The organism is Thermofilaceae archaeon (genome assembly GCA_038731975.1).
Lineage (GTDB): Archaea > Thermoproteota > Thermoprotei > Thermofilales > Thermofilaceae > JANXEW01.
In genome coordinates, this window is sequence record JAVYQJ010000001.1 from 206,297 (window position 1) to 219,867 (window position 13,571).

Here is a 13,571-nt window from a genome sequence, read left to right on the forward strand (position 1 = left end):
TTGAGCCACTCATTTCAGCGGGGGTGCCCGAGCTAGGTCAAAGGGGGCGGTCGGTCTAAGGCCCAGACTCAGGATCAGCAGACTGCGGATGGGATCTCCGCTGGCGTAGGCCTGCCCGGGTTCGAATCCCGGCCCCCGCACCATAGCTAAGCAAGCTTGGAGCTCTCAGCTGCTCGTAAAGCGGTGCGGCTCGAGGGAAAAGACATTAAACATTCCTCCAGGGGGTTACTTGCAATGGCTCGAGAGGTCAAGGTGTTCAGGATTGCTGGCTACATGAACTTGTACAGAGTTGGCGAGAGAAGGAAGTTCGTAGTAGAAGTGCCTGCTATTAAGCTTGAGCACGCAATCGAGCGGGTGTTAAGCGAGCTCGGCTCCCGCCATAAACTGAAAAGATCTCATATAGAGATAATCGAAGCCCGCGAGATACAAGAGAGTGAGATCAGCAAGCCACATGTGGCAAGCCTGCTGAACCTTGATAGAGTTGTGGCTTAAGGTGTAAGTCATGGCTGAAGCTGGTGCTCAAAGGGAGCAGCTGGTAGCCGAATACACGCTGGTGAGCCAACTTGCTGAGGAGATGAGGAAGAGGATTGAGCTTTTGAACGCGAGCATGAATGAGGTTGCGGCTGCTAGACGAGCGCTAGAGGAAACCCAGAATCTCAACGAGGGTGACGAGCTGCTAGTACCCCTCGGTGCTGGGGTTTTTGTGCGCGCGAGGCTCGCGAACAAGAGCAGTGTGGTGGTGACGATTGGAGCCAGCATAATGATAGAGAAGAATGTGGATGAAGCCCTGAGAATTATCGGGAGCAGGGAACAGCGGATTAGAGATGCCCTTCAGAGGAGCATGGCTGAGTACCAAGCGTTGCTCAATCGATTGCAAGAGCTTGAGCAGCAAATACGGAGCATGAACAGGTAGCATCTGTTCTCTATGCTCAAGAGGGCGGAGGTAGCATCTTCCGCGAGAAAAACAAACGGTGAGAGGGTAATCACCTATGCTTGAAGGGTTAAGAAGCGTCTTGCATCAGATCGCTACGAGGATTACCACTTCTAAGCTATCTGAAGAGGAATTGGAGGAGATCGAATCCATAACTGTGTTCAAGCTTTTAGAGTGCGACGTGGCCCTCGAGGCGGCGGAAGAAGTCGCCCGGTATGTGAGACGCGAAGCGAGTCAGCTGCGAGTGCCCAGAGCGGGGAATCGGGAGAAGCTTGTGAGAGAGCTGCTCCGCCGTGCACTACTGAAGATTTTTGAAAGAGCCGAGTGGTTCGATTTAGAGCAGGAGGTTGCAAGGCTGCGCTCCTCAGGTGAAGTTGTCAAGATACTGTTCCTGGGACCTAACGGACACGGGAAGACAACCACGCTGGCGAAACTCGGGTACAGGTTCAAGACGAAGGGGTACTCGGTGGTTTTCGCGGCGGCAGATACGTGGAGAGCTGGAGCAATCGAGCAGTTGAGAGCTCACGCTAGGGCTGTTGGAGCGGACATCGTGGAGCACGGCTACGGGTCTGATCCCGCGGCGGTGGCCTACGATGCTGTAGCTTATGCTCGAAAGCGCGGCCTGGATCTGGTACTAATCGATACTGCAGGGCGTCTGCAGACCGACGTAAACTTGATGGAAGAGATGGCAAAGATAGCGCGAGTCGTTAAGCCTCACTTCAAGATTTTTGTTGGTGATGCTTTGACGGGCAACGATGCACTTGATCAAGCGCTCAAGTTCAACCAGTACGTTGGTGTAGACGGGGGCATACTGACGAAGGCGGATGCCGATACGAAGGGCGGTGCCGCGCTGAGCTTTGTATACGCCACGGGGAAGCCGATACTGTACCTGGGGACCGGGCAGGCGTACGTCGATCTGACGCCTTTCTCAGTGGACTGGTTCCTAGAAAAAGTCTTGCAAGCGTAACACCTAAAGAGCGGTTAGCATCCTCCCGCCGTGGCTCGGCACCTCATCAGCATTAGCGATCTCACGAGGGAGGAGATCCTTTTCATTATCGAGCTCTCCCTCGAGTACAAGAGGCTCAGGGCAAGAGGGGTTAGGCTCACGGGGGAGCTGCAGGGGCGGAGTGTCGCCATGCTCTTCGAAAAACCTTCGACCCGGACTCGGGCTTCCTTCGCAGTGGCTGTCTACGAGATGGGTGGCTTACCGGTAGTGTACACCCGTGAGGAACTGCAGCTCGCTCGGGGGGAGCCGGTGAAGGATACTGCCAGAGTGTTGTCAAGGTATCACGACGCTATAGCCGCGCGCGTTTACAAGCACGAGGTGTTGGAAGAGTTTACTCGTTTCTCTAGCGTTCCGGTGATCAATCTGCTCAGCGATAAGGAGCACCCGCTGCAAGCGATAGCAGATTACGTGACGATCTACGAAAAGTTCGGTCGCGTAGACGACGTGAGAATAGCTTTCATCGGTGATGGTCGTGATAACGTCTTCACCTCCTTGGCTGTAGCGGGCTTGAAGCTTGGCAGCGAGATTCGGGTAGCTAGCCCCCCTCAGTACCAGCCCGATGTTTCCGCGCTCATACGGGCTGCAAAGGAGGTTAGAGGCAGTATTGAAGTGTATGAAGACCCGTTCGAAGCCGTCAAGGGAGCCCACGTTGTGTACACTGACGTTTTCGTCTCCATGGGACAGGAAGCTGAACGGGAGGACCGATTGAAAGCATTCCTACCGGGGTACAGGGTCACCTCCGAATTGATGAAAAGCGCGAGGAGCGATGCGGTCTTCATGCATTGCCTACCCGCCCGGAGAGGGGAGGAGGTAGAGGATGAAGTGATCGAAGGGCCTTACTCGATCGTCTTCGACCAGGCTGAAAACAGGTTGCACTCCGCAAAAGCTGTACTCAGGTTCCTTCTAACCGAAAACTTGAAAGCTTAAAACACTCGCAGGCCTGAGCAGAGCTATGAGCTTTGTAAAAAACTTCATGCGTACATTGAGGGTCACTAAACGACCCGATAAGAAAGCTTACCGTGCCTCGCTTAGAATCGTAGCGCTCGGCTTGTCCCTACTGGGAGCTGTAGGGTACGTGTTTCAGCTCGCAGGCTCTGCGCTCCGGATGGTGAGCGTATCCCCCATTTCTGGTGATGTACTAGTTGTAGTCTTAGCGGCGGTAGCCGCTATTACGCTCGCTGTTGTTCTGTATCTACGCCGTCGGTACTAGCGAATAATTTTTCATAGGGGGGCGATAGGAACTCCGTGAGCGCTAGGCGGGTTCGCTTCTACGGCATCCGAGTTACGCAGGGGCAAGAGGTGATGATGGCCCTTTTAATGGAAGAGCGTGTGAAACTGGCTCATCTGCCAGTGCTGTCGCTGTGCATACTACCCGGCCTGCGGGGAGTCATAGTGGCGGAAGCGGAAGGATCACATGTCGTTCAGAGAATGTCTGCAGGTCTGAAGCATGTGCGCGGGCTCATGAGGGGTAGCATGGAGTTCCAAGAGCTTGAGCGGCTCATAGCTCCGAGGCCCATGATCGAGGTTATTCAGGTCGGAGATCTAGTCGAAATCACGGGAGGCCCCTTCCTAGGCATGAGGGGGCGGGTGCTGGAGGTAGATAAGAGCCGGGGTGAAGTGAAAGTGGAAGTCGCCGAAGCTGCGTACCCGCTACCCATTACGATAAGCGCCGATTACGTTAGGCCGCTAAGGGAGGAAAGAGCTAGCCGGTAGGTGTCGGAGTTGGTAAGGCTCAGGGGCTTCGTGGAACGGTTAGAAGCAGAGGGTTTGCTGCAACGCTTCTCTCAGCCGGTGTCAACGGATTACGAGTGCGCGTACTGGTTAAAGGTGTTTGACGGTTCTAAAGGCGTCCTTTTCGAGAAGCCTAAGGGTTACGAGATACCAATCGTCGGCAACGTCATCACCAATCGCAGCGTACTCTATAAGCTTCTGAACGCAACGGGAGATGAGCAGGCATTCTCCAAGCTCCTCAGAGCCGTTAACAACCCTTTACCGCTGAAGATTGAGGGAGCACCCGGGGAATTCAAGAGGTTCAGCGGCATCGAGCGATTGCCCGTGCTGCGCAGCTACGAAGGCGAAGCGGGCCCCTACATCACCTCTGCAGTAATCATCGCGAGGGAGCCAGGAGGGGAAGTGCTCAACGCCAGCATACATCGCATGCTAGTGATTGATGGGAGTCACCTGGCCGTAAGAGTTGTTCCCCGCCACCTCTACTACATCCTTGAGAAAGCTCGGAAGGCTGGCGTAAACCTCCCTGTCGCTGTCGTTATCGGATCTCCGCCGGAAGTGTACGTGGCCGCGGCATCATCACCTCCCTACGGGGTATTCGAACTCGAGGTTGCGAACGCCCTGATGGAAGGTAAACTTAGGGCGTTCGAAACCGAAAACGGTATTCCCGTTCCGCTGGAATCCGAAATAATCATTATCGGCGAGCTCAGGATAGATGTGAGCGCTCCCGAGGGTCCTTTCGTCGATGTTCTAGGAACTCTTGATGTTGTGAGAGTGCAGCCGGTCCTCGAAGTGAAGGAAGTGCTGGTGAGAGAGGATGCTCTCTACTATGCGATACTCCAAGGGGGGTGCGAGCACGCGCTGCTAATGGGCTTTTACAGGGAGGCTTTGATTTGGGACAGCGTCAGAAGGGTGGTTCCCCGGGTCAAAGCTGTCAGACTGCTAAAGGCTGGCGGGGGCTGGCTTACGGCAGCAGTATCAATATCGAAGAGCACCGATGGGGACGCCAAGAACGCTTTGCTGGCAGCGTTCGCTGCACATCCCTCCCTAAAGATCGCGATAGTGGTGGACGAGGATGTGAACATCGATGATCCGAACGAGCTCTTATGGGCCATAACGACGCGCATGCAGCCGGCTGAAGACTTAATCGTGCTTCAAGGATTCAGGGGTTCGAGCCTAGACCCTTCAGCAGATCCGGAGGGCTTGACCACTTCGAAGTTGGGTATCGACGCTACAATACCTCTCACGAGGGACAAGAAAGCTTTCCTACGCGCTCGCATACCCTATCCTAGTTGACGCCGGTATCGTCTACTGCTTGAAGAGCCAACCGCTTAGCTAGGCTGTCGACCAGGAAGTCGGGATCCGTGCGCCCAATTCCACTAATCCTATGAACCTCGAGAAACACCTCCAGTCCAACCTGCTGAGCCTCCAGCATGAAGAGGTCGCTCCATGCGCGGCGTGAACGGGCCTTATACGAGATCCTGACGAGTGCTTCAAGCATCCCCGGGGTCGTCCTGATGCGTTCGATCTTTACAACCCTAACCCCTCCTTCGGAGTCCGCTTGCACCCACGAGTCGAGGGCCTCTAGCGCCGCTTTCACAGCTTGCAGCCCTCCCGGGTTACTCAGCTTGTAGAAACGCATCTAGGCCCTATGGTGAATGGCGAGTAATATGCTCTACGCCGGCGATGAACCCCACTCAATACCCGGTACCACTGTTTCCTCGCCCAAGAAGCTGCGAGCGGAGATCGATAAGTACGGAATAAGAGAGAAAGCTTTAGGGTACACTGTACAACCAGTCCTACACAATGCTTGCAGCGAACAGGTTATGTGAACGCTGCGGTAAACGGGCGTGCTGCGTGGATATGTACGGCGCTGCGCTGTGCCAAGGCTGCTTGAAGAGATCGGTGGTGGGCAGGGTCCTCCGATGGATCAGGATGGCCTCCCCCCATCCCAGAGAAAACATCCTACTGGTGGGTAGAGGTGATGCGCAATCGCTAGCGGCACTAGAGCTCGTAACAAGTGTGGAGAAGGGTTACGATGCGTCCATCCGGGTCATCGAAGTGGGCGCGCGTCCAGCTCTCCAAGGTAGATGTACGACTCTAAATCTGGATTACGAGTTCTATAAGGCGGACTACGAAACCTACACTGGTTTCCGTTTATCAGCTCTACCCTACATCAGCGGCTACAAGGACGCTCTCGTGGTGCTCCCCGACACAGTGGAGGACTTGGCGGCCTACGCGTTAGGCGAAGTCTTCCTCGGGGATCGTAGGGGGACGAAGCTGGACTCTCAGTACAGGGTCGCCTACCCGCTCGGTGCAGTTAGCTTCAGGGAGCTTTTCCAGCTCTTCCCATCGGTTGCGCGAGAGGGGCGAACCCTGTTTGAGAGATCCCGAGCGAGGGAAGTGGTGGAATGGGCCCTGCTCTCCTCACCAACCTTATGTAACGCCACTGTGAGAGCTCTACTCGAGCTAAACAAGGTTCTCAACGGGAGTAAAATATTTAAGCCCGCGTTACGCCAGGTATAATGCGCCGCGGCTCCGGCGGCTCACCCGGATAATGGGAGAGGAGTGCCCTCTCCCAGTGAAGGCGTGGCCTCCAGCCGCGGTGACAACGTGCGGGCCCGAACAAACCAAGCTCCCGGCGAGGGGGGCTTGGAGGTTCGGGTCTAAGAGAGGTTCGGCGCGGCACCTAAGGTTGATAAGGCTCCCCCGCCTTGCGGCTCCGGTTGATCCTGCCGGACCCGACCGCTATCGGGGTGGGGCTAAGCCATGCAAGTCAGGGCTCCGGGCAATGGCGGGGCCCGGCGGACGGCTCAGTAGCACGTGGCTAACCTACCCTCGGGACGGGGATATCCCCGGGAAACTGGGGGTAATCCCCGATAGGTGCGGACTCCTGGAATGGGTCCGCGCCGAGAGGGGTGCAGCGCCACGCCCGCTGCACCCGCCCGAGGATGGGGCTGCGCCCCATCATGGTAGTTGGCGGGGTAACGGCCCGCCAAGCCGAAGACGGGTGGGGGCCGTGAGAGCGGGAGCCCCGAGATGGGCACTGAGACAAGGGCCCAGGCCCTACGGGGCGCAGCAGGCGCGAAACCTCCGCAATGCGGGAAACCGCGACGGGGTCACCCCGAGTGCCGCCCGATGAGGGCGGCTTTTCCCCGGTGTAAGAAGCCGGGGGAATAAGCGGGGGGCAAGTCTGGTGTCAGCCGCCGCGGTAATACCAGCCCCGCGAGTGGTCGGGACTTTTATTGGGCCTAAAGCGTCCGTAGCCGGCCCGGTAAGTCCCTCCTCAAAGCCCACGGCTCAACCGTGGGACGGGAGGGATACTGCCGGGCTAGGGGGCGGGAGAGGCCGGGGGTACTCCCGGGGTAGGGGCGAAATCCGTTAATCCCGGGAGGACCGCCAGTGGCGAAGGCGCCCGGCTGGAACGCGCCCGACGGTGAGGGACGAAAGCTGGGGGAGCAAAGGGGATTAGATACCCCCGTAGTCCCAGCTGTAAACGATGCGGGCTAGGTGTTGGGCGGGCCTCGAGCCCGCCCAGTGCCGCAGGGAAGCCGTTAAGCCCGCCGCCTGGGGAGTACGGCCGCAAGGCTGAAACTTAAAGGAATTGGCGGGGGAGCACCACAAGGGGTGAAGCTTGCGGTTTAATTGGAGTCAACGCCGGAAACCTTACCCGGGGCGACAGCAGGATGAAGGCCAGGCTGACGACCTTGCCGGACAAGCTGAGAGGAGGTGCATGGCCGTCGCCGGCTCGTGCCGTGAGGTGTCCGGTTAAGTCCGGTAACGAGCGAGACCCCCGCCCCCAGTTGCTACCCAATCTCCACGGCCCACCGTGGGGATTGGGGCACTCTGGGGGGACTGCCGGCGATAAGCCGGAGGAAGGAGGGGGCTACGGCAGGTCAGTATGCCCCGAAACCCCGGGGCCACACGCGAGCTGCAATGGCGGGGACAGCGGGTTCCGACCCCGAAAGGGGGAGGTAATCCCTAAAACCCCGCCTCAGTAGGAATCGAGGGCTGTAACTCGCCCTCGTGAACGTGGAATCCCTAGTAACCGCGCGTCACCAACGCGCGGTGAATACGTCCCTGCTCCTTGCACACACCGCCCGTCGCTCCACCCGAGCTGGGGCCGGGTGAGGCCCAGCTCCGAAAGGGGTTGGGTCGAACCCGGCCCCGGCGAGGGGGGAGAAGTCGTAACAAGGTGGCCGTAGGGGAACCTGCGGCCGGATCACCTCCTTCCAACCTCAACCTTGGGTGCCGCGCCGAACCTCACTCTCTCACATGCAACCCGGGAGACTGGAGTCTCTCGGGTGAAGGGCTGAGCGGCCAAGCTGGACGAGCTTGGCCGCTGTGAGCGCCGTCCATAGTTCGGCGGTGACGCTAACCGAGCGGGTACGGGCAAGGTTGGTGCAGCCAAGCCGCCCGGTGGATGGCTCGGCTCGGGCGCCGAGGAAGGGCGTGGCAAGCTGCGATAAGCCCCGGGTAGGCGCACGCAGCCGTTGATCCGGGGATTCCCGAATGGGACTTCCCGTTGCGGGTGAATAGCCCGCAACGCTCGGGAAACCGCCGCCAGGTGGGAGTACCGAGCGGGAACCCCCCGAACGGAAACATCTTAGTAGGGGGAGGAGAAGAAACCAAAATGGGATCCCCTGAGTAGGGGCGACCGAAAGGGGGAGAGCCCAAACCGAACCCGCGGGCGAAAGCCCGTGGGGATGTGGGGTTGCAGGACGCCCGTATAGGACCCCCTGCTGGGGAAGCCGAAGTGGGCTGGAAGGCCCCGCCGTAGAGGGTGACAGCCCCGTAGGCGTAACCCAGCGGGGGGATACGGGCGCTCCTGAGTACCACGGCTTGGTTTTGCCGTGGGAAGCTGGGGGGCACCGACCTCCAAGGCTAAATACGTCCCGAGACCGATAGCGCACTAGTACCGTGAGGGAAAGCTGAAAAGAACCCCGGAAGGGGGGTGAAAAGAGCCTGAAACCGGGCGGCGACGAGTGGCGCGGCCCGAAAGGAGTGAGCCTCCCCGAAGGAAACCCGGGCGACCGGGGAGTACGAGGGGAGGGTACCGGGGTCGCGCCTTGCGTCTGGAAACACGAGCCGGGGAGTTCACGGGCGTGGCGAGCTTAAGGGGTTCTAGCCCCGAAGGCGCAGGGAAACCGACAAGCCCGCAGCCGGGTTCCAAGCCCGGTGAGGGGCGGGGTCCGAAGAGGGCCCGGAGTCACGCCCGTGAGACCAGAAACCGAGCGATCTAGGCCGGGGCAGGGTGAAGCCGGGCGAAAGCCCGGTGGAGGCCCGAAGGGGTTCTGACGTGCAATTCGTTCCCATGACCCCGGCCTAGGGGCAAAAGACCAATCAAGCTCGGTGATAGCTGGTTCCCCCCGAAGCGGGTTTCAGCCCGGCCCGCCCGGAGGTGGCCGGCGGGGTAGAGCACTGATTGGGGGGCCAGGGGCCGAAAGGCCCTACCTCCCTTTCAAACTCCGAACCCGCTGGCACCGTAGATGGGCGGAGACGGGTTCCCCGGGATAAGCCTGGGGGCCGAGAGGGGAACAACCCAGACCGGGGTTAAGGCCCCAAAGTGCCGGCTAAAGTGTCAATCCCGAAGGGTGTCCCCCGCCTTAGACAGCGGGGCCGTAGGCTTAGAAGCAGCCATCGGCTAAGAAGTGCGTAACAGCTTACCCGCCGAGGCGGGGGGCCCCGAAGATGGCCGGGACTAAGCCGGCCGCCGAGACCCCGGGGCACGGGCCATTGGCCCGTGATCCGGTAGGGGGGCGTCGGTGTGGGTCAGAAGCCGGGCCGTGAGGTCCGGTGGACCCGCACCGAATGAAAATCCCGGCGGTAGTAACAGCAAAGAGGGGTGAGAATCCCCTCCGCCGGAGGGGCCAGGGTTCCCCAGCAATGGTCGTCAGCTGGGGGTTAGCCGGTCCTAAGGCGGGGCGTAACTCGCACCCGCCGAAAGGGAAACGGGTTAACATTCCCGTGCCGCGGGGGTACGTTTCGCGGCAACGCAAGCCCGGCTCCTGACGCCTCGGGATAGGGGGAGCGGGGCTGCCGCTCCGTCCAACCGCTGAAGCCCGGGGAGTGCCGTCATGGCGAGAACCGGGTGAAGGCGGGATGGGCCTGCCGTTAGGCGGGTTCCCCCGATTCCTGGGGCCAGTGAAAAGGGAGCCGGGAAGGAGCCCCCGCGACCGTACCGAGAACCGACACAGGTGCCCCTGGGTGAGAAGCCCAAGGCGTGTCGGGGTAACCCGGGCCAGGGAACTCGGCAAATTGGCCCCGTAACTTCGGGAGAAGGGGTGCCTGCGGTCTTGGGGTTCTCCCTGGGACCGCAGGTCGCAGTGACAAGGGGGACCCGACTGTTTAATAAAAACATAGGTCCCCGCTAGCCCGAAAGGGTGTGTACGGGGGCTGAATCCTGGCCACTGGCGGTACGTGAAACCCGGGTTCAACCGGGCGAAGCGCCGCTGAAGGCCGGGAGTAACTCTGACTCTCTTAAGGTAGCCAAATGCCTTGCCGGGTAAGTTCCGGCGTGCATGAATGGATCAACGAGGTCCCCGCTGTCCCGGCCCGGGACCCGGTGAACCCGCAACCTGGTGCACAGTCCAGGTACCCCCGATGGGGCGAGAAGACCCCGTGGAGCTTCACTGCAGCCTGCCGTTGAGGCGTGGCTGCGGGTGCGTAGCGTAGGCGGGAGCGATGAAGCACCTCCTCTGGGGGGTGCGGATGCGCCAATGAAACACCGCCCACCTGCGGCTACGCCCCTAACCCGGGGGCACCCCGGGGACAGCGGCAGGTGGGCAGTTTGGCTGGGGCGGCACACCCCTGAAAATGTATCAGGGGTGCCCAAAGCTCGGCTCAGGCGGGTCAGAACCCCGCCGTAGAGGGCAAGGCCAAATGCCGGGCTGACTGCGCCCTTGAACGCAAGGGGCGCAGGGGGGAAACCCGGGCCTAGCGAACGCTCGTGCCCCCTTCGGTGGGGGCCGGGCATGACAGAAAAGTTACCCCGGGAATAACCGGCTCGTCGCGGGCGAGAGTTCCCATCGACCCCGCGGTTTGGTACCCAGACGTCGTCTCTTCCCAGCTTGGCGGTGCAGCAGCCGCCAAGAGTGGGGCTGCTCGCCCATTAAAGGGGAACGTGAGATGGGTTTAGACCGTCGCGAGACAGGTCGGACTCTACCTGTCGGGGGTGCTGGCCGCCTGAGGGGAAGGTCCGCTCAGTACGAGAGGAACGGCGGGCCGCGGCCTCTAGTCTACCGGCCGTCCGGCAGGGCGCGCCGGGCAGCCACGCCGTATGGGGATAACCGCTGAAGGCATCTAAGCGGGAAGCCCTCCCCGAGACGAGGCGGCCGCTCTCGGCCGTTGGGGCCCGGCGACGGGTCCCGTGGCCGAGACGAGGGCTCCCGTAGAAGACGGGGTTGATGGGGTGGCGGTGTAAGCGCCGAGGGCTTACGCCCGAGGCGTGAGCCGGCCACTCCCAATCGCCCGAGTGCACCAACCGAGTTCGTACCCGCTCGGGCGTAAACACCGCCGAACTATGGGCGGCGCCCTTCCTCTTTACGCTCAATCCTCACACCTACGCTCAGCATACACAGTTCTAACTAACTTTCTTTAGAGATGAAGTTTAAATAACCGGTTAACGCACAACCGTTGTGCCTAGTTTCAAGCTTTTGAAGCGCTACAGGTTCATTAACCTCTACTACCTCCTATTCCAGCATCGCTGGCTGCTCGTAGCAGTTCTTCTCCTCTCCCTCGTTTCTATGAGCTTGGGCATCGTTAGTCCGCTGGTTACGAGGGCTATCATAGACCAGGGCGTCATGAGGGGGGATTTCGGAGTTATCGCGGTCTACTCGGGGGTCCTCGTTCTGATCCTGGCGGCAGCCACGGCGCTGGGCGCGTTGAGGGGCTACTACCAGCAGGTCCTGAGCGGGCGCTTCGCGCTCGACCTGCGCTCGATGGTGTTCTCCAAGGCTATGGAGCTCGGCATGGAGCTGTACCAGTCCACCCAGGTGGGAGACCTCGTTACGCGCCTGTACGGTTACGTGGACAGGGTGCAGAGGTTCGTGCTCGACAGCTTCTCCACAATCCTGCTCAACTCGATCCAGTTAGCCGCCATGCTCGTCGTGGTTTTCGCGCTCAGCTGGAAGCTCGCGCTCATCATGCTGCTGCCCCTCCCCCTCTACATCTACGGCCTCGTCCACTACCAACCCAAGATGCGGACGCTCTTCACGAAGAGGTGGAGCAGGGTGAGCAGGATGTCCGCCTACGTATCCTCGCTTTTCAACGCGGTCCTCCTGGTCAAGCTGACGGGGAGGGAGAGGGAGGAGGCCCGCCGCTTCGGGAGCATGGCCGGCGACGTCTACGAGGCCGAAGTTGAGGTGGCCAGGCTTACGAGTAGAGTCTTCCCATGGCTCGGCTTCCTTCTTCAGCTGGCTTCCGTCGGGGTGACGTTCGTGGGCGGGGTCTTGATTACGCGGGGCGAGCTCACCTTCGGCACCCTGACCGCCTTCCTGGCCTACGTGTGGCAGGTTTACGGCCCGGTCCAGGCGATCGCCGGCCTCATCCCCCAGCTGGCCGAGGCTGAAGCAGCGTACGAGAAGCTGGCTGAGATCCTCGAGGCAAAGCCGAAGGTCTCCGAAGCTCCAGACGCCGTGGAGCTGAAGGTTAGGGGCGAGATTGAGATCGAGGACGTTTGGTTCGAGTACACGCCCGGAAGGCCCGTGCTAAAGGGCGTCAATCTCGTGATCAAGCCGGGTGACGTCGTCGGGATCGTCGGCCCCAACGGGTCGGGTAAGACGACACTGGTCAGGCTGCTCGTGAGGCTCTTCGACCCGACGAGCGGCCGAGTGCTCTACGACGGGGTCGACCTCCGCAAGGTGAAGCTGTCGAGCTTGAGGGGGCAGATCATTCTCGTCCCCCAGGAGCCGCAGCTCCTGCCGGGCAGCGTAGCCTACAACATCGTCTACGGCGTCGACGACCCAGACCCCATCTCGATGATCTACGCGGCCTGGCTGTGCGGTGCGCACCGGTTCATCATCGAGCTGCCCCTGGCTTACGATAGCGACGTGGGCGAGCAGGGCAAGTACCTCTCCGGAGGCCAGCGGCAGCTCATCTGCCTGGCGAGAGCTGCTATGCTGAAGCCGAAGGTTCTGATCCTCGACGAAGCGACGAGCAACGTCCACGTGGAGCTGGAGGAGGTCATCTTGACACGGCTCCTCGGCTACCTGAGGGACACGACCGTCATAGCGATATCGCACAGACCAACGCTGAACAAGTTCGTGAACCGGACAATCCTGATGAGCGACGGCCGCGTGCTGGGCGAGGATAAAGGGGGTCTCGGGGAGCGACCCGATCCTCCCCCTCCCCTGAGAGTGATCGATGCCAGCGAAATCCGCGTGATCGATAGGGGCGCGTGGCTGGAGGCGGAGCTGGACGGCGCGAGGTTGAAGGAGCTTAGAGCCAGGCTGCCCTTCCCCCTCAGCAACCCGCGTGTGCTCCTGCTCTACAGGAACCCCGACGAGCCGCTCATCATCAGGGACTGGACTCTGCTCGACAAGGCCTCCAAGCTCGCCGTAGCTAAGCACCTAATTAAGGAGCACAAGATAGCCATTGCCCGACTAATCGACGTGATCCCTGTGGGAGGGAGGGGAGCGCGCATGGGGGCTACAGTGAAGCTGGAGAGCGACGAGGGTCTCATCGAGCTGGACGTTGCTCCCACAGCCGTGCTCTCGCTCGACGGGGCGCTCGTCGTCACCACGTACGAGCGCACCTACATAATCGATCCCGAGAGGTCGAGTAAGGAGGCCCTCTGGAAAGCCTCCGCGCTCGCGTTCGAACCCCCTAGTCCATTCCGCAGCCACGGTGTACGCGTGCTGATGGATGTGCTAGCCGAAGCTCTAATAACTGGAGGAGCGTAGGCGG

The 13,571-nt window shown here is 60.5% G+C and carries 10 protein-coding genes, 1 tRNA gene and 2 rRNA genes; 12 read left to right on the forward strand and 1 reads right to left on the reverse strand.

The genetic code is table 11. From position 1 onward, the window contains the following. The first annotated feature begins 17 nt into the window (after window positions 1-17). The 8 genes from QXF46_01230 (at window position 18) to QXF46_01265 (ending at window position 4,961) form a co-directional block, all read left to right on the forward strand. A tRNA-Leu gene (locus QXF46_01230) sits at window positions 18-143 on the forward strand. Window positions 144-234: 91 nt separating this feature from the next. After that, on the forward strand, window positions 235-492 hold the full coding sequence (gene rpl18a / locus QXF46_01235) for a 50S ribosomal protein L18Ae (protein ID MEM0225482.1): 258 nt from the start codon (window positions 235-237) through the stop codon (window positions 490-492). 10 nt (window positions 493-502) lie between these two features. Continuing rightward, window positions 503-913, forward strand: a complete 411-nt coding sequence (gene pfdA, locus QXF46_01240; protein MEM0225483.1) for a prefoldin subunit alpha — start codon at window positions 503-505, stop codon at window positions 911-913. 76 nt (window positions 914-989) lie between these two features. Next, window positions 990-1,898 carry a signal recognition particle-docking protein FtsY gene (ftsY, locus tag QXF46_01245; protein ID MEM0225484.1) on the forward strand — a complete coding sequence of 303 codons (909 nt, stop codon included), beginning with the start codon at window positions 990-992 and terminating at the stop codon, window positions 1,896-1,898. A 30-nt stretch (window positions 1,899-1,928) separates the two neighbouring features. Then, entirely contained in the window at window positions 1,929-2,864 is a 936-nt protein-coding gene (argF, locus tag QXF46_01250; protein ID MEM0225485.1) for an ornithine carbamoyltransferase, read from the forward strand. A 25-nt stretch (window positions 2,865-2,889) separates the two neighbouring features. Next, the gene (locus QXF46_01255) at window positions 2,890-3,147 is read left to right on the forward strand and encodes a protein translocase SEC61 complex subunit gamma (GenBank protein ID MEM0225486.1); all 258 of its coding nucleotides are present in this window, start codon (window positions 2,890-2,892) and stop codon (window positions 3,145-3,147) included. 35 nt (window positions 3,148-3,182) lie between these two features. Further along, entirely contained in the window at window positions 3,183-3,650 is a 468-nt protein-coding gene (locus QXF46_01260; protein MEM0225487.1) for a transcription elongation factor Spt5, read from the forward strand. Next, window positions 3,651-4,961, forward strand: a complete 1,311-nt coding sequence (locus QXF46_01265) for a UbiD family decarboxylase (GenBank protein MEM0225488.1) — start codon at window positions 3,651-3,653, stop codon at window positions 4,959-4,961. Here the strand turns inward: QXF46_01265 and QXF46_01270 are convergent. Further along, window positions 4,954-5,307 carry a hypothetical protein gene (locus QXF46_01270; GenBank protein ID MEM0225489.1) on the reverse strand — a complete coding sequence of 118 codons (354 nt, stop codon included), beginning with the start codon at window positions 5,305-5,307 and terminating at the stop codon, window positions 4,954-4,956. The two genes, QXF46_01265 and QXF46_01270, sit on opposite strands and share 8 nt — an antisense overlap. 266 nt (window positions 5,308-5,573) lie before the next feature. Here QXF46_01270 and QXF46_01275 point away from each other — a divergent pair, with 266 nt between their 5' ends. The 4 genes from QXF46_01275 to QXF46_01290 all read left to right on the forward strand — a co-directional run bounded on the left by QXF46_01275 (window position 5,574) and on the right by QXF46_01290 (window position 13,567). Then, window positions 5,574-6,191, forward strand: coding sequence for a hypothetical protein (locus tag QXF46_01275; protein MEM0225490.1), 618 nt, complete (start codon window positions 5,574-5,576; stop codon window positions 6,189-6,191). A gap of 193 nt (window positions 6,192-6,384) precedes the next feature. Next, window positions 6,385-7,896 (forward strand): 16S ribosomal RNA (locus QXF46_01280). Between the two features lie 164 nt (window positions 7,897-8,060). Next, window positions 8,061-11,151: ribosomal RNA gene (locus tag QXF46_01285) — 23S ribosomal RNA — on the forward strand. Together the 16S and 23S rRNA genes form the textbook arrangement of a ribosomal RNA operon. A gap of 151 nt (window positions 11,152-11,302) precedes the next feature. Then, on the forward strand, window positions 11,303-13,567 hold the full coding sequence (locus QXF46_01290; protein MEM0225491.1) for an ABC transporter ATP-binding protein: 2,265 nt from the start codon (window positions 11,303-11,305) through the stop codon (window positions 13,565-13,567). Window positions 13,568-13,571: the final 4 nt, after the last annotated feature.